The organism is Nocardia sp. CDC153 (assembly GCF_035818515.1).
GTDB lineage: Bacteria > Actinomycetota > Actinomycetes > Mycobacteriales > Mycobacteriaceae > Nocardia.
In genome coordinates this window covers 677,124-695,593 of record NZ_JAYKYU010000003.1, presented here as the reverse complement: position 1 = coordinate 695,593, position 18,470 = coordinate 677,124, and the positions used below count along the sequence as shown (strand labels likewise).

The window sequence follows — 18,470 nt, the reverse complement described above, 5'->3', positions numbered from 1 at the left end:
CGAGCCTGTCGGTCCACACACGCTAATGTAGGCAGCGATTACCTGTGATGACCTGCATGGGGTAGTGGCCGACAGTGCGGTAGCCACACACATGCCAGATGGGATGGAGGGCCCCCATGGAGCTGCTCCTGCTGACCTCCGACCCCAACCCCGAGGCGGTGCTGCCGTCGCTCGCTTTGCTGCCGCACCACGTGCGGCCCGCGCCGACCGAGGTGGCATCCCTGCTCGAGGCGGGATCCGCCGATGTGGCGCTGGTGGATGCCCGCACCGATCTGGCCGCCGCGCGCGGCCTGTGCCGTTTGCTGGGTAGCACCGGCTCCTCGGTGCCGGTGGTGGCGGTGCTGACCGAAGGCGGTCTGGTCGCGGTGAACGCGGACTGGGGACTGGACGACATTCTGTTGCCCGGTACCGGACCCGCCGAACTCGACGCCCGGCTGCGGCTGCTGGTGGCGCGCAACGGCGGCGTGGCCAGCCCCGAGAACACCGGCAAGATCACCCTGGGCGAGTTGGTGATCGACGAGGGCACCTACACCGCGCGACTGCGCGGCCGCCCGCTCGACCTCACCTACAAGGAGTTCGAACTCCTGAAGTACCTCGCGCAGCACGCGGGCCGGGTCTTCACCCGCGCGCAGCTGCTGCAGGAGGTCTGGGGCTACGACTTCTTCGGTGGCACCCGCACCGTGGACGTGCACGTGCGACGCCTGCGCGCCAAGCTCGGCAGCGAGTACGAGTCGCTCATCGGCACGGTCCGCAATGTCGGCTACAAGGCGGTGCGCCCGTCGCGGTCGGCGGGCAAGGGCGACGCGGTCACCTTCCCCGACGCCGACGGCGACGACTCCGAACTGACGACGGCGAACGGCGCGCTCTGATGACGTCCTGGACCGAGCGGCTGTCCCCCGAGACCGCCGCGGCGGTGCGGGCCGTGCTGGAGCGGGCCACCGCGGCCGACGGGGTCGCGCCCGTGTCGGAGCAGGCCGTGCTCTCGCTCGGAAACGATTCTCCCGCACGCCATCTGGTGGACATGCGAGACGGCGCGGTGACCGGTTACGCGAATCTCGTTCCCGCGCACGGGGAACACCCCGCCATGGCGGAGGTCGCGGTCGATCCGGCGGCGCGCGGGAACGGAATCGGCGCCGGTCTGGTGGCCGCGGCGCTGGCGGCCGGGGGTCCGGGCGCACGGGTCTGGGCGCACGGGAACCTGCCGCCCGCGCAGGCCGTCGCGGCCCGGCTGAACCTGTCCGTTTCGCGCGAATTGTGGCAAATGCGACGGGAACTGGCGAACGCTGAGCTACCCGAGCTGATCGTGCCGGACGGTCTGGAATTGCGCACCTACGCGGGGCCTTCCGACGATGCCGAACTGCTCCGCGTCAACAACGCCGCCTTCTCCTGGCATCCCGAACAGGGTGGCTGGACCGCGCGCGATATCGCGGCCCGCCGCGACGAATCCTGGTTCGACCCCAAGGGTCTGTTCATCGCCGTCGACCCGGCCGATCCGGAGCGCATCCTCGGATTCCACTGGACCAAGGTGCATTCCGAGGAGAACCCGCCGATCGGCGAGGTCTACGTCGTCGGGATCGATCCGGCGGCGCAGGGCCGCGGTCTCGGTCGCCTGCTCACCCTCGCCGGTCTGCACTATCTGGCCGACCGCGGTCTCGGCGCGGTGCTGCTCTACACCGAGGGCGACAACACGGCCGCCGTGCACACCTACACCCGGCTCGATTTCACCCGATTCCACATCGACGTCGCCTATTCCGCCGTGTCGTAATTACGCCCGGCAACAGTGCGGCTAATGTCACATACCGTACGCCGCAATCGGGGTGGGTTGTTCATCTCTCGTTCACCTACCCAGGTCCAACTGTCAACCGAGCGCCCCTACGTTGCAAGTGGGCCGCATTCCGTTGCCCGGTGCGCTAGTTCGCAGCGAACAGCCGCCAGATCAGCGCCCGTCCGACCGTTGAGGGGTTGGACGTGCAACCGTGATTCCCGGAGGAATAGGTGAATCTCAAGCGCAGCAGCGCCCTGCTCGGTGTGTTGGCCGCGGCCGGTGCCCTGACCCTGTCCGCGTGTGGCAGTGACAACAACGCCGGTGGTGGCGACACCTCCAAGATCAATGTCGCGTGCGGCGGCAAGTCGTCGCTCAAGGCCAGTGGCTCGACCGCGCAGAAGAACGCGATGGATCGTTTCGTCGCCGCCTACCAGACCAACTGCAGCGGTGCCAAGCTGGACTACACCGGCTCGGGCTCCGGCGCGGGTGTGAACGAATTCCTCGGCAACCAGACCGATTTCGCCGGTTCGGACTCGCCGCTGGACGCCAGCAAGGGTGAGACCGACAAGGCCGCCGCCCGCTGCGGCAGCCCGGCGTGGAACCTGCCCGCCGTCTTCGGCCCCATCGCGGTCGCCTACAACCTGCCCGGCATCGAGGACCTGGTCCTCGACCCGCCGACCATCGCCAAGATCTTCTCCGGCGACATCACCACCTGGAACGACCAGGCGATCATGGCTCTGAACACCAACAAGGCCGACAAGCTGCCCTCGGACAAGATCGGCGTGATCTTCCGCTCCGACGAGTCGGGCACCACCGACAACTTCCAGAAGTACCTGACCGCCGCCGGTGGCTACACCAAGGGCGCGGGCAAGGCGTTCAACGGCGGCACCGGTGAGGGCGCCAAGGGTTCGGACGGCACGTCGGCCGCGGTCGCGAACACCAAGTTCACCATCACCTACACCGAGTGGTCCTTCGCCAAGGCGCAGAAGCTGTCCACCGTGCGCGTGCTGACCACCGCCACCTCCAACGACCCGAAGCCGGTCGAGCTGACCGCCGAGACCGCCGCCAAGGCCGTCGACGCCGCGAAGGTCAAGGGCGAGGGCAACGACCTGGTGCTGGACAACAGCTCGATCTACAAGCCCACCACCGGTGGCGCGTACCCGATCATGCTGGCCACCTACGAGATCGTCTGCTCGAAGTACAGCGACGCCGACACCGCCAAGGCCGTCAAGGCGTTCCTGACCTCGGCCGTCGGCAACGGCCAGAACGGTCTGGCCGACGCGGGCTACGTGCCGCTGCCGGACGCCTTCAAGACCAAGCTCACCACCGCGATCAACGCCATTTCCTGATCGCCTGATCGAAAAAACACGATGACCGTGCACGACGAAGCTGCCTCCGCGGGTCTGTCCGTTTCGACCGACCCGCGGGAAGACCGTGCCCAACTGCCGGGGGATACTGCGCTGATGCCGACCGAACCCAGCACCAAACCGGCCGCGGGGCGCGGCGCACCCAAGAAGTTCGGCGCGGAATTCGCGTTCCGCTCGGCGGCCACCGCCGCCGGTGGAATCATCGTCGCCGCCATCGCCCTGATCGCCTTGTTCCTGCTGATCCGGGCCTGGCCCTCGATCATGGCGAACAAGGCGAACTTCTTCACCGCCACCGAGTTCAACGTCAAGGACGACAACAACCTGCGCTTCGGCATCAAGGACCTGTTCATGGTCACGGTGTTGAGCTCGTTGTTCGCGCTGGCGATCGCGGTGCCGATCGGGGTGGGCATCGCGCTGTTCCTGACGCAGTATTCGCCGAAGGCGCTGGCGCGGCCGTTCTCGATCATCGTGGACCTGCTGGCGGCGGTGCCGTCCATCGTGTTCGGTCTGTGGGGCGTCCTGGTCGTGGCTCCCAAGTTGAGCCCCTTCCAGGACTTCCTGAACAAGCACCTGAGCTGGCTGTTCCTCTTCTCCGACGGCAATGTCAGCATTGCCGGCGGCGGCACCATCTTCACCGCGGGCGTGGTGCTCGCGGTGATGATCCTGCCGATCATCACCTCGGTCAGCCGTGAGGTCTTCGGTCTCACCCCGCGCATGCACGTCGAGGCCGCGCAGGCGCTGGGCGCCACCAAGTGGGAAGTCGTGCGCATGACCGTGCTGCCCTTCGGCCGCTCGGGCGTGATCGCCGGTTCCATGCTGGGCCTGGGCCGCGCGCTCGGTGAGACCATCGCGGTGCTGATCGTGCTGCGCACCTCGACTCAGCCCGGCAAGTGGTCGCTGTTCGACGGCGGCTACACCTTCGCTTCCAAGATCGCCTCGGCCGCTTCGGAATTCAGCTCCAAGTTGCCGACCGGCGCCTATATCGCCGCCGGTTTCGTGTTGTTCGCTCTGACGTTCGTCGTCAACGCACTGGCTCGGCTGGTGGCCGGCGGGAAGGTGAACGGATGACCGCCACACTCGACAAGCCGGTCAAGGCTCCGACGTTCCGTCACGTCAGCGTCGGCCGCCGGATCAAGAACAATATGGCCACCGGTGTGGTGTGGCTGTGCTTCGGTATCGCCCTGGTGCCGCTGCTGTGGGTGCTCTACGTCGTGCTTCAGCGGGGCGCGGTCGCCCTGACCAGGTCGGGCTGGTTCAGCATGTCGCAGAACGGCGTGTTGCCGGAATCGCACGCCGGCGGTGTCTACCACGCCATCTACGGCACCCTCATCCAGGCGGGCATGGCCGCGGTCATCGCCATCCCGCTGGGCATCATGGCCGCGGTCTACCTGGTCGAGTACGGACGCGGTTGGCTGGCCAAGACCACCACCTTCATGGTGGACATCTTGGCCGGTGTGCCCTCGATCGTGGCCGCGCTGTTCATCTTCGCGCTGTGGATCGCCACCCTCGGCTTCCCGCAGAGCGCCTTTGCGGTGTCGCTGGCCCTGGTGCTGCTCATGCTGCCGGTGGTGGTGCGCAGCACCGAGGAGATGCTCAAGCTGGTTCCCGACGAATTGCGCGAGGCCTCCTACGCGCTCGGCATTCCGAAGTGGAAAACCATTGTGCGGATCGTGATTCCGACCGCCGCGCCGGGCATGATCTCCGGCATGCTGCTGGCCATCGCCCGCGTCATGGGTGAGACCGCGCCGGTGCTGGTGCTGGTGGGCTACTCGAAGGCCATCAACTTCGATGTCTTCCACGGCAATATGGCCTCGCTTCCGCTGCTGATGTACCAGGAGCTGTCCAACCCCACGCCCGCCGGTCGCGAGCGCATCTGGGGTGCCGGACTGACCCTGATCCTGATCATCGCGCTGCTGTACCTCGCCGCCGCGGCGGTCAACAAGCTGCTGACGCGGAACCGATAGAAGGAAAAGACTGATGGCCAAGCGAATTGACGTCAAAGACCTCAATATCTACTACGGCAAGTTCCACGCCGTCGCCAATGTCGGTCTGACGGTGCTGCCGCGCAGCGTGACCGCGTTCATCGGTCCCTCCGGCTGTGGCAAGTCGACCGTGCTGCGCGCGCTCAACCGCATGCACGAGGTGACCCCGGAGGCCCGCGTCGAGGGCGCGGTGCTGCTCGACGGCGAGGACATCTACGGCGCCCAGGTCGATCCGGTCGGCGTGCGCCGCACCATCGGCATGGTGTTCCAGCGGCCGAACCCGTTCCCCACCATGTCGATTCGCGACAATGTGGTGGCCGGGCTGAAGCTGCAGGGCGTGCGCAACAAGGGCCAGCTCGACGAGGTGGCCGAGCAGTCGCTGCGCGGCGCCAACCTCTGGAACGAGGTCAAGGACCGCCTGGACAAGCCGGGCGGCGGCCTCTCCGGCGGTCAGCAGCAGCGGCTGTGCATCGCGCGCGCCATCGCGGTGTCGCCCGACGTGCTGCTCATGGACGAGCCGTGTTCGGCCCTGGACCCCATCTCCACGCTCGCGATCGAGGATCTGATCACCGAGCTGAAGAAGGAGTTCACCATCGTCATCGTCACCCACAACATGCAGCAGGCCGCGCGCGTGAGTGACCAGACGGCGTTCTTCAACCTGGAGGCGCAGGGCAAGCCCGGCAAGCTCATCGAGATCGACGAGACCGAGAAGATCTTCTCCAACCCGTCGCAGAAGCAGACCGAGGATTACATCTCGGGCCGCTTCGGCTAAAGACTCTCCGGCGTCTACGACCCCTGCCAAATGGCAGGGGTCGTTTTGTTTGCGCAGGTCACATGCGGTGAGCGGGTGCTGTGTGGCGCGCGTCATATTGGGTGCGGGCAATTGTGTGGAACCGTCCGTCACGGTTACTCTGGGCTTGCTGGTAAACCGATCGGTTTAGTTAGGAGGTGTCGGATGACCGTCTCAATGGCGAGCCTGGGATCCGGACGGACCGCGACGGGGCTGTCGCAGCGGGCGAAGGTGGCGGCGCTGGTCGCCATCTGTCTCGCGGAACTGCTTGTGGTGCTGGACAACACGCTGGTGAACGTGGCCCTGCCGTCCATGGCGGTGCAGCTGCAGGCCGATATGAGCGGGCTGCAGTGGATCGTGGACGCGTTCACCCTGGCCTTCTCCGGGCTGCTGCTCGCCATGGGGCACCTCGGCGACCGGTACGGGCGACGGCGGTTCATGATCATCGGATTGAGCGGCGTGGCGGTCATGTCGGCGGCGGGCGCGCTGTCGAGCGGACTCGGCCAGGTCATCGCGGCACGGGCGGGCATGGGCGTGTTCGCGGCCGTGGTCTTCCCGGCCACGCTGGCGCTCATCACCAATATCTTCACCGCCAAACGCGAACGGGCTGCGGCCATCGCGCTGTGGACGGCCATGGCGGGCGTCGCGGTCGCCATCGGGCCGACCGTGGGCGGCTGGCTGCTGAAGTACTTTTCCTGGCATTCGGTGTTCTGGATCAATGTCCCGGTGGCGCTGGTGGCCATCGCGGCGGCGCTGCTGACGCTGCCGGAATCCCGTGCGGACCATGTGGATCGGCTCGACCGCGTCGGTGTCGTGCTCTCGTTGGCCGCGGTCACCGCGCTGGTCTGGTCCATCATCGAGGCGCCCAAGCACGGCTGGTTCGCCACCGAAAGCCTGGTGGGATACCTGGTTTCGATCATCCTGCTGGCCGCGTTCGTGGCCTGGGAACTGCGCACGCCCACCCCCGTGCTGAACATGCGGCTGTTCCGCAATCGCCGCTTCGCGCTGCCGTCGCTGGCGATCACGGTGTCCTACTTCTCCGCGTTCGGCTTCCTGTTCCTGATCACCCAGTACTTCCAGGGCGTGAAGGAGCTCTCGCCGCTCGAATTCGGCATCCACTCACTGCCTTTCGCGGTGGCGGTCGGCCTCGGCGCGCCCATCGCGACCCTGCTGGCGCAGCGGCTGGGTACCACGGCCATGGTGGTGTCCGGGCTGCTGATCCTGGCGGTGGCCATGTACATCGCGGGCCAGACCCGGGTCGAAACCCCTTATCTGGGACCGGTTGTGGTGTCCATGATCCTGATGGGCCTGGGATTCGCGGTGGTTCAGGGTCCGGCGACCGAATCCATCATGGGCGCGGTGCCTTTGGCGGAGGCGGGCGCGGGATCCGCGGTCAACGACACCACGCGTGAGGTGGGTGGCGCACTCGGCGTGGCACTGCTGGGCTCGGTCATGACCTCGGTCTACAGCACCAATATCGCGGGCAGGATCACCGCGATTCCGGATCAGATCATGAACCCGCATCAGAAGGAGCTGGCGAGCAATACGCCGATCAGTGTGCTGGAGATCGTGAAGGCCCCGGTGAATCCGCTACTGGCGCAGGCGAAGACGAACCTCATCGAGGCCATGAAGGTCGCGGCCATGCAGGGGGCCGAGGCCGCGTCCTATATCGCGGTCGGCACCCTGGTCGTATGCGCGGTCATCGTGGCCGCGACGCTTCCGTGGCGGGTGGAGCAGGGGAGTTCGGTGCTGATGGGCTGGCGCGAGTCCGACGAGGACTGACACGCGGTGAAACGAAGGGGTTTCCGGGCCTGCCGGAAACCCCTTCGGTCTCAGATGCTCTCTTTTTCCGAGTCCGGGTCCGGCGGCAGCACGCCGGTGACCAGGAACACGACCCGGCGGCCGATCTCCACGGCGTGGTCGGCGAACCGCTCGTAGTAGCGGCCCAGCAGCGCCACGTCGACGGCCGAGGCCACGCCGAACTGCCAGTCGCGGTCCATGATCAGCGTGAACAGGTGCTTGCGCAGATCGTCCATCGCCTCGTCGTCGTCGGTGAGCTTGGCGGCCCGCTCGGGATCGCGGGTCTCGAGCACCTCCTTGGCGGTGGCGCCCATCTTCACCGCGACCCGACCCATCTCGGCGAAGTAGCTGTTCACCGCTTCCGGCACGGCGTGGGCCGGGAAGCGGCGGCGCGTCATCTTGGCGACGTGCAGCGAGAGCACGCCCATGCGGTTCACATCGGCGACGATCTGGATCGCGCTGACGACCTGCCGCAAATCACCGGCGACCGGCGCCTGCAGGGCAAGCAGAGCGAAGGCCTTCTCCTCGGCCAGCTGAATCATCTCGGCAATGCGGTCGTACTCGCTGATCACCTGCTCCGCGAGCTCGAGATCGGCATTGAGCAGGGACTGGGTGGCCCGCTCCATCGCCGATCCGGCGAGCCCGGCCATGCCGCCGAGCAGATCGGCGAGCTCGGCCATTTGTTCGTTGTAGATGACACGCATAGGTCAAGACATTAGTGCGCACCGCTGACCAAGTCACCAACTGCGGGTTAACCGTGGGTGCCGGTCGGTCCCAGCAAAGTCACCGCAGTTCCGGTGAGTGGGACTGCCCCTTACTTGCAGAGGTCGTCGGCGGCGTTCACATGCTCCAGATCCGACGGAAGTGTGACCGGGGCCGCACTCGGGCCGCCGGCATCGCTCGGCGTGTCGGGCAGGGGCTGGCCGAATGCGGTCGGGGCCTTCACCGTGCCGGTGAAGTCGGAGCCGACCACCACCTCGACAATGCTGCCCAGTCCGCTCGCCGGCTCCAGGACCGCGCCCGGGATGGCGCTGGCCACGGTCCCGGCCTCGGCCTCGTGCCCGCCGGAGTAGCGGACCTTGGTCTTGGCGGAGACGCCGTCGGCGTAGTTGCCGGTGCTGTAGATCTGGAAGCCCTGATTGGCGAGCTTGGTCGCGGTGGTGCCCGCGATGCCCGCCTGGCCCGAACCATTGGACACCTGCAGCGAGACGGTGCTCGGATCCACCGCCGACAGTTTGGGTTTCGGGGCCGGGGCGGCGCTGGTGCTGGCCGGGGCGTCGGTCTTCTTCTCGCCGGGCAGCGGCTGATCGTCGATGACGGCTCGGAAGATCGCCTTGATATCGGATTCGCGCGGAATCTCGTTGCCGTAGGAGGTGGTGCCCGCGGTCGGCACGGTCAGGAAGGTGATGTTCCCGGCCTGCATCTTCTGCAGCGAACGGCCCAGTGTCAGCAGGTCTTTGGTGCTGACATTGTCCATGAAGGAGTGCTGGGCGAAGGCGTTGATGAACCCGTTGAGCTTGCCCGGATCGAAGAGCACCTTGCTCGACAGCGCGCTGCGCAGCAGCGAGGACAGGAAGCGCTGTTGCCGGTTGATGCGGTCGTAGTCGCTGCGCTCCTCACCGTAGACGTGGCGGGCGCGCACGTAATCCAGTGCGGTGGAACCGTTTACGATCTGCTTGCCCGGGGTGGTGAGCACGGTGCCGAGGATGTCGTCGACCAGCGGCTTGGTGGTGCACACCTCGACGCCGCCGACCACGTCGACCATGGATTCGAAGCCGGAGAAGTCGATGCCGACGAAGTGGTTGATCTTCAAGCCGGACAGTTTGGTGATCACCTTGGTCAGGCATTTGGGCCCGCCGAGGGCGTAGGTGGCGTTGAGCTTGTCGCCCGCCGCGCCCGGGAACTTCTGCCCCGTGTAGGCGGCCTTGCCGTTGTCCCAGCCCTCACAGTCGGGGCGGGTGACATCCAGGTCGCGCGGGAAGGACACGGCCACCACGCGGGCGCGGCTGGCGGGGATGTTGACCAGCATGACGGTGTCGGAGCGCGCGCCCTCGGCATCGTCCTCGGTACCCGCGCCGAGTTGGCCGTTCGCGCCCGCGCGGGTGTCGGTGCCGACGATGAGGAAGTTCTCGTCACCGGTCTGTCCGTCGGCGTCGACCACGTCGGGGGAGTTGTCGTCGAGCGCGGAAACCTGTTGGAAGTTGTTGTCTTTGGCCCGCAGATAGCTCCAGCCGCCACCGGTGACGATGAGCGCGATGACCGCGACAATGGCGAGGGTGACACGACCGGCCAGGGCCATGCGCCGGTTGCGGCGTCGACGGGCCGGCGAAACGCGTTTGGCCGGTTCGGTTCCCACCGCCGCGGGCAGGGCGGTGGTCGGATAGTCGGCGGGCGAGAAGATCTTTCGCGAGAGCAGCGCCTTGGCGCGCTCGGCGGGCGGGACCGGGGGCGGCGTGGCCGTCTGGACCGGGGGTAGTTCCTCGGTGACCGGATCCGCGACCGGATCGGCCGGACGCGGTACCGCCCGATTGCCGCCGGTGCCGGGCGCGTCGACCACGCGGCGCAGGTGACTGGTGTCGCGCACGGTCCGCTGCGCGCCGGTGGTCGGCGCGGACCCGTCGGCGGGCACGGACCCGTTGGCGGTCACCGGGTTCGGCGGACGCACAGGAGTCGAATCGGCGGGCTCGTTCGCCTCGGCGCGGCGGCGGGTCTGGCGCTCGCTGTCCACGCGATCCACGAGGTCCTGGACCGAGAGCGATCCGGAGGCGGCATCGGATTCGTCGGTGTGCCGGGAGCGACGGCCCGGGCGCGTCGACTCGTCGGCGTCCGCCGGGTAGCGCTCCCAGGGGGCGCGACCTCCGGGCCGTGGCGTACGCCCGTACCGATCGTCACCCACCAACGAACCTCATTTCGCTCTTGATACCGAGGGCCATGATAACGATTTCGCCACGGTGGGCCATTCGAACGCACGTCCACCGAGGTAGGTCCGATTTGGTGGCGCGTCAGGAAAGTGTGCCAGGGTGTCGGCGCTACACCCGGGAGCTGCGCCGGGTGTAATTCGATCGAGCCGAACTGGTGGCCGGTCAGCCGCCGGAGTGCATGACGTCGGCGGCGGTCGGGACGGTGGCGTCCTCCGGATCGTCGAGCCAGCCGTCGGGGAGGGCGACCTTCGCCTGCGGGGAACCCTGGCGGCCGCGCGGGCCCAGCGCGTCGTCCGGGAACGGCACGTCCGGGTCGAGCTGGGCGACCAGGTCGCCGATCTGGGCGAGGCTGGTGACGGTGGCGAACTTGCGGCGCAGGGCCGAGCCGACCGGGAAGCCCATCAGGTACCAGGCCATGTGCTTGCGAATATCGCGCATGGCCTTGTCCTCGCCGTCGTGCTCGGTGAGCAGCGCGGCGTGGCGGTAGAGGATCTCGCCGACCTTGCCGAGGGTGGGGCCCGCGGGAATCGGCTCACCGCGCAGGGCGGCGCTGAGTTCGGCGAACAGCCACGGGCGGCCCAGGCAGCCGCGGCCGACAACCACACCGTCGCAACCGGTTTCGGCCATCATGCGCAGGGCGTCGTCGGCGGTGAAGATATCGCCGTTGCCGAGCACCGGGATGGTGGTGACGGTTTCCTTGAGCCGCGCGATGTGGCTCCAGTCCGCCTCGCCGGAGTAGAGCTGGGCGGCGGTGCGGGCGTGCAGCGAAACCGCCGCCGCGCCTTCGGCTTCCGCGATGCGCCCGGTGTCGAGGTAGGTGTGGTGCTCGTCGTCGATGCCGATGCGGAACTTGAAGGTGACCGGCACATCGCCTGCGGCGGCGACCATTTCGCGCACGATCTCGCGGAACAGGCGGCGCTTGTAGGGCAGTGCGGACCCGCCGCCGAGGCGGGTCACCTTGCGCACCGGGCAGCCGAGGTTCATGTCGATGTGGTCGGCCCAGCCCTCGCCGACCACGATGCGCACGGCCTCGCCGAGGGTCTTGGGGTCCACGCCGTAGAGCTGCATGGAGCGCGGCGATTCGTCCGGCCCGAAGGCCATCATGTTCAGCGTCTTCTCATTGCGCTCGACAATGGCGCGCGCGGTGATCATCTCGCACACGTACAGCGAAGTGGCGCTGCCGAATTCCCGGCACAGGGTGCGGAACGCGACATTGGTGATGCCCGCCATCGGAGCCAGCACCACCGGCGGGTCGAGCGGGTAGGGCCCGATCCGCAACGCGGTCCCGGTGGCCCCGACCGGATCGGTCTCGGGGGCGGCTAGCGAGGCAGTCACGCCCTCCAGTCTCTCATCCGCGCCGACCGGGCCAGAGCCGCGTACCCCGCGCAGTGCCGCCGATCACAGCGGATCACCACACGCGCAGACCGCGGCGGCGCACCACGGCGCCCGCGAGCGCGGTGCCCAGCAGCCAGACCGCGAGCCCGACGCCGAGGTGGATCGCGCCGCGCAGCTCGCCCGGCATGGACCGGCCCAGATGGAAGCCGAGGATGGCGCGCTGCTCGCCGTCGATCGGCGCGACGAAGTAGTAGAGGCCGTAGGGCAGCACCAGGTGGGTCAGCCAGGGCAGGGTGCTGCGCCAGTCGCGGCGCTGCGCCCACCGCCGTCCGAGTGCGCGGGGCCGCACCGCGAGCAGCGCGGACACCAGATTTCCGATCCCGAGCCAGGCCAGGATCGGCAGGGCCACATCGGCCACCGAGACCCCGGTCCGCTGCACCGAGTGATGCGTGCTCGTCGTGGCGGCGAGTACGGCCGTGGCCAGCAGCGTCGGCGCGCCCACGATGACCAGCAGCGCGAGATTCTTGACCAGCAGAATTCGATGCACCCCCAGCCCGGCGGCCAGGCTCAGCCGGGTCCGGTCGGCGTCCACGCCGAGCACATTGGTGGTGGTGACGTCGGCGAGCACGAAGGTCGCGAAGTAGACGCCGACCAGCACCACCCAGCCGTGCCGGTGCAGGGTCAAGGGGGAGACGAGTAGGTACAGCCCGGACAGCACGACATTGGCGGCGACGCCCTCGAGCCACAGCGCGGGCGGGGTGAACGACCAGCGCACCTCATTGGCGGTCTGCCGCCACAGCGGCTGGCCGGGGGCGATCGGGCGCGGCGCGGGATGGCGGCGGTCGGTGTGGAACTGGGTCAGCGCGCGTTCGCGGACGGCGCTCAGGGGGCCGCGCATCGGTTCAGTCCAACGAGTCGACAAAGGCGCCTATCCGGGCGGCCACGACGCCGGGCAGCCGTCGCGGGAGATGGTGGCCACCCCCGCGGATCAGTTCGATTCGGGCACAGGGCAACTGCTCGCCCAGGGCGCGGGAGGTGGAGATCGGCACGACCCTATCGGCGGGGTCGGCGAGGATCAAGGCCGGAATCCGGATGTCCGCGAGTCGCGCGTTCCACCGGTCCAGTGTGTCGAGCAGCTCGCGCTGTTCGGTCAGGAAGCTGCGCCAGACCTGGCCGTGCCGGTGGTGCACCCCGGCCAGCAGGTGCAGGGCGCGCGGCGCGCCGGTGCGAGAAGGATTGTGGTCCAGGCCCTTCCGCGCCAGCCACGGCAGCACCGACCAGGCCGTCAGCGAGAGCGCCGGCCCGGCGAGCGGTGCGGCGAGCAACCCGTCCCACGCGGTGAGGCAGCCCGGCCCGACACTGGCGACCAGCACCAGCCCGCGCACCCGTTCCGGGGCCAGCGTCGCCGCCGCCAGCGCGACGGCCCCGCCGTACGAATGTCCGGTCAGCACGGCGCTTTCCAGCCCGGCTCGATCCAATTCCCCGAGCAGCCAGCGCGCGTTGTCCTCGATGGACCCGGCCGGATCCGGATTGTCCCCGTATCCCGGCCGATCCAGCGCCACGGCCGCGACCGATCCGGGCAGCCGGTCGATCACCGCGTCCCAATCGGTTCGGTCGCCCGGTTGCCCGTGCAGCAGCACCACTTTCGCGGCGCCGACCCGGGTCTCGAGACTCATGAACCTATGATCGGCCCGCCGTCCAGGCCCGGACTGGGGATTCTCCGGGAGGTTCCTGTGAGTCGTGCCCGCAGCCGAGTCGGCCCCCTCCGAACCGAGTCCGGAGGGGGCCGTGGGCAGTGGGAGGGCCGTCAGCTACCGGTGGCGGCCAATTCCTTCTCGCGCTTGGCGGCCTCGCGGGCCAGCATGCGGTCGCGCTGCTCCTCGAACTTCACCACGTCCTTGGACAGCTTCTCGAGGAAGTTGCCCAGGCGCTCGCGGGTCTCCTCGCCGCGGGCGGTGAAGTCGTTGCGCTCGAAGATCTTCCACTTCTTGAGCACCGGGTTCACCACCTCCTCGAGGTGCTGGCGCAGGTCGTAGATGCCGTGCTTGGCCATGAGCACGCCATTGCGGCGGAAGTTGGGCATCCCCGCGCCGGGCATCTGGAAGTTCTCCAGGATGAGGGTGATGGCCTCGAGGGTCTGGTCCGGCGAGAGGTCCAGGGCCGCACCGCACATGTTGCGGTAGAAGATCATGTGCAGGTTCTCGTCGGCCGCGATGCGCTGCAGCATGCGGTCGGCGATGGGATCGTCGCAGACCTTGCCGGTATTGCGGTGGCTGACGCGGGTGGCCAGTTCCTGGAAGGTCACGTACGCCACCGAGAACAGGAATCCGGCGCTGCCCGGGATCTTCTCGAGTTCCTCGGTGGGAGAGGCGAACCCGTTGGTCATGTGGACCATGCGGGCCTGCTCGAGGGCGACCGGGTCGACACCGCGGGTGACGACGAGGTAGTCGCGCATGACGATGCCGTGGCGGTTCTCCTCGGCGGTCCAGCGACCGACCCAGGTGCCCCAGGCGCCGTCCTGCGAGAAGTTCTCGGCGATCTCGCGGTGGTAGGAGGGCAGGTTGTCCTCGGTCAGCAGGTTGGTGATCATGGCCGCCTTGGCGACCTCGTTCAGCTTCGACTGCTCGGGATCCCAGTCCACACCACCCATGGCAGCGAAGTTGCGGCCTTCATCCCACGGCACGTAGTCGTGCGGGTGCCATTCCTTGGCCAGGGAGAGGTGGCGATTGACGTTCTCCGCGGCAACCGGCTCCAACTCCGTCAGCAGCTCGAGTTGAGTCAGATCCTTTGCCATACATGTGCCCTTCGTGTTCGTGCGTCGTGCTGTCGTACCCTCGCCGGCCTGCCGCCGCGCCCATACCTTACGTGACCGTAGGGTGATGTGAAACTCACATGCGCAGCATTGCGGTGCGGGTGAGGGATGTCATAAGACAACGGCCCACAGCGACGGGTGTATCGCCGTGGGCCGCAGTTCGTTAGCCGCGCATCGCCTTCCGATGCATCGTCACTTCTTGCCCAGCAAACCGCCCAGCACATTGCCGAGGACGTTGCCCGCGTTCTGACCCATGGCCTTGCCCAGGATGTCGCCCAGGCCGCCGCTGGAGTTACCTCCGGTCGCCCCACCCAGCAGGCTACCGAGGATGTCGCCGATACCGCCGCCGCCGGACTGCGCGGCCGCGCCGCCACCACCGCCGCCGAGGGCCTTCTTGCCCAGGTAGGCCAGCACGATCGGCGCGAGCATCGGCAGCAGCTTGCCCATCAGATCCTGGCTGATCGCACTGCCGCCGACATTGCCGAGCGCACTGATGACGGTGTTCTTCTCGGCTCCGAAGGTCTGATCGACGATCTGGTTGCCGTTGTTCACATCCACCTGATCGATGTCGACACCGCCGTCGAGTAGTGCGTGCGGCTGGTTGGCGACTTCGTTCTCCAGATTCAGACCGGACTCGGGATTGCCAGCCTGTGCCTGGAATCCCCCGAGGAGTACGGGGACGGCCGCGGTGATCGCGGTCTTCGCGGTGGCCTCGTCGACGCCGAGCTTCTCGGCGATCTGTGCGACGGGGACATTGGAGAGCAGGTCATCGAAGGAAGTCATGAACTCCGCCTGAGGTGATGGTGCCCGGGAAAAGCTCTGCTCACGTCACCGTAGGTGAAATCCGGACAGATTGCCACAGATTCGCGGATGTGGCGAGGGGCCCGGCGGTACGATTCCGGGCCCCTCCACATACCTGTGCCCCCACCAGGGCTCGAACCTGGGACCTGCGGATTAAAAGTCCGTAGCTCTACCAACTGAGCTATAGGGGCGTGCGGGACGTCAGTTTAATGGGCCGTCCCCGTAAGTGTTAAACGAGTATCCGATTGTGGTCTGGCAGATGGTGTTTGCGCAGGTCATGTTGGTTTCGTCGGGGCCCGCGGGGCGGAGTGCCGCGGTACCGGCGGGGTGGGGTGGTGCGCGGCGGTGGGGCGTGATGCGGGTGGGGTAGGGGATGACGCGATGTGCCTTTGGGGTGACCGGTCGTGCCGATCGAACGGGCTCGCTATCGAGAGGGGGCGCGTTGGGGGGACGATGTGGCTCTGTGAGGGTGCGGACCGGTCGGTGCGGCACCGCGAGACAGCGTCTGATTGCGCAGACGTGGACCCGGGGGTCTGGAGGGGTCGGCGCGGAGTGTGGGTGGGGCGGAGTGATGGTGCGGCCGAGCCGTGCCCGAATTCCGGTGGGTTTCCACGAGCCGATGGTGTCGGACTCTCGCGGTAAGCGCGCGCTGGCCATTGCCGCCCAGGCGTCCGGCAATCACCTTGCCACTCAATTTGTTTCGTGGCGCCGGAGTGTGAATATCATCCAATGGTGATGCGTGGCAAGCAATTTGGAGCAGGGGGTGGGGATCGGTCGGAGCGGCCGCGGGGATGTGGGCGGCGGCTCGGCGGCGATGCGGCGTCGGCGGGGACGGCGCGCGCCGGGGTGATCGGTGTGCCCAACAACGGTGGTATATGGGCGAATTCGTCGATTCGGACCAATCGTCCATACGATTGCTGGGAAATTGCGGCTTTCGATAGGGGGTGTGCTGGCTAACTGACTTTCCGGTACACCTCACGCTGGGTGCGCTTTCCGGGTACGGTGACCGACTGGTGAATTCCCGAAGAACCGGGATTGCCCCGGCGGCACGGGATTCGGCTTATCGTTGAAGTGCCCGAACGTGTCGCGACCGGTCTGGCCGATCGCGGCTCCAACAGATGAAGCTGCGGGGAGGCGGACCGAAACGACGTGATCGCCCGGGTGCGCACCCCTTGCGGTGCACCCGGGCGGGAAAAACTATACCAGTTGGTGTGTTTCAAGTTTTTCGCGCTTTTTCGTACCAAAGGTTTGGTAATTCGGGGCGAAGCCCCATTTGAAGTATTTGAAAGACACGTAACTTTGCGTCGGGGCCGGGTATCCGGTCGGCGACGGTTAGCTAGCTTCGGAGGCGTTTCGAGCATGGCACGGCAGCAAGAGCGGGCCCGCCGGACACGCGCGGCGATCATCAGGTCCGCCGCCGTTGAGTTCGGGAAGAGCGGCTATGCCGCTGCATCGCTCAACCGCATATTGGAAGGCTCCCGGGCGACCAAGGGGGCCATGTACTTTCACTTCGACTCCAAGGAGGATCTGGCACGCGCGGTGCTGGAGGCCGCGGTCGACCGCTATCGCGTATCGACCGAAAGGTGGCTTGCCAGAACCGATCTCGGTCCGCTCGACGTGCTGCACGGCATGATCGACGAGATCGCCTTACGGCTGGAGAACGACATCATCATCCAGGCCGAGTTCCGGCTCATCATCGAGCCGGAGTTCTATCGCGACATCCAGGCCGGCGGGGCCCGGATCCTCGGGCGTGCCATTCGGCAGCTCGCGGTGAAGGCCGCCGAGCACAAGCAGTTGCGACCGGACTCCGATCCGGACCGCTTCACCCGCACCTTGGCGGCGGCGCTGGCCGGTCAGCGCTACATCTCCGATGTGCTCTCGGGTCCGGTGGATCTGCGGGCGCGCTTCGCCGAGGCGCTCGAGGTGATCGTGGACGCCACCGCGACACCGGAGTGGACCGAGGAGTTCCGCCGCACCGGCTGGCGGGTGTCCGCAAAGCTCGAAGATCTCAACTTGGGACTCTGACCAGCTGATTTGGGAATAACGCGGAGCGTGTCATAAGCTATCTCCGCTCCCAACGGAAGCCGTTGAGCAAACGGTCCGGAGAGATCCGGCGGGCCCCCTTCGTCTAGCGGCCTAGGACGCCGCCCTTTCAAGGCGGTAGCGCGGGTTCGAATCCCGTAGGGGGTACAACCATGGAAACATGGTTGTCGGAGCAAGTAGCAAGGCCCTGTGGCGCAGTTGGTTAGCGCGCCGCCCTGTCACGGCGGAGGTCGCGGGTTCGAGTCCCGTCAGGGTCGCAAGACAACTAAAGCTCGGCATTCGAATCGGGTGCCTACGGCCAGGTAGCTCAGTTGGTACGAGCGTCCGCCTGAAAAGCGGAAGGTCGCCGGTTCGATCCCGGCCTTGGCCACTTCGATCGCAGGGAGCCCCTGCTCGCGGAAAACGCGAGCCGGGGCTCTCTTCGTATAACTTGTGGGGGCCAAGCCCCCACACCCCAGCCGGCGGGCTCCGCCCCCGGACCCCCGCTCCCGGCGTGATCAGTGCGAATCGTGTTCCTGGGCGTGTTTTCCTGCGTGCGGGTCTGATCTTGGTGCCATGCTGGGTTCATGGCTGACGATCAGTGGTATTACTGCCTAAAGCATCATCGGGCCGAGCAAGGTAAGCAGCATTGGTTCGCGGAGCGGATGGGTCCGTACCCGGACAAGGCGACAGCCGAGCGCGCGTTGGATATTGTGCGAGAACGGAATCGGCGGTCCGATCAAGAGGACGACTGACGCCGGAGTGATGGGGGTGGACGTACTGGTTGGTGCGCTCACGAGGCACTCAGGTGGACCAGGTACGGTTTCGTAGCCAGAAAACGACCCAAGCGGAGGGGCATACCTTGAAGGTCACCG

16 protein-coding genes and 4 tRNA genes are annotated in these 18,470 nt (G+C 67.2%); 12 read left to right on the top strand and 8 right to left on the bottom strand.

Annotated elements, in window-relative coordinates:
- The first annotated feature begins 116 nt into the window (after positions 1 to 116).
- The 7 genes from VMT65_RS19775 (at position 117) to VMT65_RS19745 (ending at position 7,686) form a co-directional block, all read left to right on the top strand.
- On the top strand, positions 117 to 869 hold the full coding sequence (locus tag VMT65_RS19775) for a winged helix-turn-helix transcriptional regulator (protein ID WP_326309787.1): 753 nt from the start codon (positions 117 to 119) through the stop codon (positions 867 to 869).
- Positions 869 to 1,765 carry a mycothiol synthase gene (gene mshD, locus VMT65_RS19770; protein ID WP_326309786.1) on the top strand — a complete coding sequence of 299 codons (897 nt, stop codon included), beginning with the start codon at positions 869 to 871 and terminating at the stop codon, positions 1,763 to 1,765. Before VMT65_RS19775 ends, mshD begins: the two co-directional genes overlap by 1 nt.
- Positions 1,766 to 1,995: 230 nt before the next feature.
- Positions 1,996 to 3,114 carry a phosphate ABC transporter substrate-binding protein PstS gene (pstS, locus tag VMT65_RS19765; RefSeq protein WP_326309785.1) on the top strand — a complete coding sequence of 373 codons (1,119 nt, stop codon included), beginning with the start codon at positions 1,996 to 1,998 and terminating at the stop codon, positions 3,112 to 3,114.
- A gap of 114 nt (positions 3,115 to 3,228) precedes the next feature.
- Positions 3,229 to 4,200 (top strand): phosphate ABC transporter permease subunit PstC, encoded by a 972-nt coding sequence (pstC, locus tag VMT65_RS19760; RefSeq protein WP_326309784.1) that lies wholly within the window; start codon positions 3,229 to 3,231, stop codon positions 4,198 to 4,200.
- Positions 4,197 to 5,096, top strand: a complete 900-nt coding sequence (gene pstA / locus VMT65_RS19755; RefSeq protein WP_326309783.1) for a phosphate ABC transporter permease PstA — start codon at positions 4,197 to 4,199, stop codon at positions 5,094 to 5,096. The genes pstC and pstA overlap by 4 nt, the downstream gene beginning before the upstream one ends.
- Positions 5,097 to 5,109: 13 nt before the next feature.
- On the top strand, positions 5,110 to 5,886 hold the full coding sequence (gene pstB, locus VMT65_RS19750) for a phosphate ABC transporter ATP-binding protein PstB (RefSeq protein ID WP_213558211.1): 777 nt from the start codon (positions 5,110 to 5,112) through the stop codon (positions 5,884 to 5,886).
- 195 nt (positions 5,887 to 6,081) lie between these two features.
- Complete coding sequence (locus VMT65_RS19745) at positions 6,082 to 7,686, top strand: MFS transporter (protein ID WP_442790287.1); 1,605 nt, start codon at positions 6,082 to 6,084, stop codon at positions 7,684 to 7,686.
- Positions 7,687 to 7,736: 50 nt separating this feature from the next.
- Here VMT65_RS19745 and phoU read toward each other — a convergent pair whose 3' ends face one another.
- The 8 genes from phoU to VMT65_RS19705 all read right to left on the bottom strand — a co-directional run bounded on the left by phoU (position 7,737) and on the right by VMT65_RS19705 (position 15,764).
- On the bottom strand, positions 7,737 to 8,408 hold the full coding sequence (gene phoU, locus VMT65_RS19740) for a phosphate signaling complex protein PhoU (RefSeq protein ID WP_326309781.1): 672 nt from the start codon (positions 8,406 to 8,408) through the stop codon (positions 7,737 to 7,739).
- 110 nt (positions 8,409 to 8,518) lie between these two features.
- On the bottom strand, positions 8,519 to 10,600 hold the full coding sequence (locus tag VMT65_RS19735) for an LCP family glycopolymer transferase (RefSeq protein ID WP_326309780.1): 2,082 nt from the start codon (positions 10,598 to 10,600) through the stop codon (positions 8,519 to 8,521).
- Positions 10,601 to 10,787: 187 nt separating this feature from the next.
- Positions 10,788 to 11,903: a tRNA dihydrouridine synthase DusB gene (gene dusB / locus VMT65_RS19730; protein ID WP_326310307.1), complete on the bottom strand. Its 1,116-nt coding sequence runs from the start codon at positions 11,901 to 11,903 to the stop codon at positions 10,788 to 10,790.
- Between the two features lie 130 nt (positions 11,904 to 12,033).
- Complete coding sequence (locus VMT65_RS19725; RefSeq protein ID WP_326309779.1) at positions 12,034 to 12,858, bottom strand: hypothetical protein; 825 nt, start codon at positions 12,856 to 12,858, stop codon at positions 12,034 to 12,036.
- A gap of 4 nt (positions 12,859 to 12,862) precedes the next feature.
- Entirely contained in the window at positions 12,863 to 13,636 is a 774-nt protein-coding gene (locus VMT65_RS19720; RefSeq protein ID WP_326309778.1) for an alpha/beta fold hydrolase, read from the bottom strand.
- 131 nt (positions 13,637 to 13,767) lie between these two features.
- Positions 13,768 to 14,754: an acyl-ACP desaturase gene (locus tag VMT65_RS19715; RefSeq protein ID WP_326309777.1), complete on the bottom strand. Its 987-nt coding sequence runs from the start codon at positions 14,752 to 14,754 to the stop codon at positions 13,768 to 13,770.
- Positions 14,755 to 14,964: 210 nt separating this feature from the next.
- Positions 14,965 to 15,555, bottom strand: a complete 591-nt coding sequence (locus VMT65_RS19710) for a DUF937 domain-containing protein (RefSeq protein ID WP_326309776.1) — start codon at positions 15,553 to 15,555, stop codon at positions 14,965 to 14,967.
- A 136-nt stretch (positions 15,556 to 15,691) separates the two neighbouring features.
- A tRNA-Lys gene (locus VMT65_RS19705) sits at positions 15,692 to 15,764 on the bottom strand.
- Positions 15,765 to 16,932: 1,168 nt separating this feature from the next.
- Here VMT65_RS19705 and VMT65_RS19700 point away from each other — a divergent pair.
- The 5 genes from VMT65_RS19700 (at position 16,933) to VMT65_RS19680 (ending at position 18,350) form a co-directional block, all read left to right on the top strand.
- Positions 16,933 to 17,598, top strand: coding sequence for a TetR/AcrR family transcriptional regulator (locus VMT65_RS19700; RefSeq protein WP_326309775.1), 666 nt, complete (start codon positions 16,933 to 16,935; stop codon positions 17,596 to 17,598).
- Between the two features lie 92 nt (positions 17,599 to 17,690).
- Positions 17,691 to 17,763: transfer RNA gene (locus tag VMT65_RS19695), tRNA-Glu, on the top strand.
- A gap of 36 nt (positions 17,764 to 17,799) precedes the next feature.
- Positions 17,800 to 17,873 (top strand) — tRNA-Asp (locus VMT65_RS19690).
- Between the two features lie 39 nt (positions 17,874 to 17,912).
- Positions 17,913 to 17,986: transfer RNA gene (locus VMT65_RS19685), tRNA-Phe, on the top strand.
- Positions 17,987 to 18,182: 196 nt separating this feature from the next.
- Positions 18,183 to 18,350, top strand: a complete 168-nt coding sequence (locus tag VMT65_RS19680; RefSeq protein WP_326309774.1) for a hypothetical protein — start codon at positions 18,183 to 18,185, stop codon at positions 18,348 to 18,350.
- Positions 18,351 to 18,470: the final 120 nt, after the last annotated feature.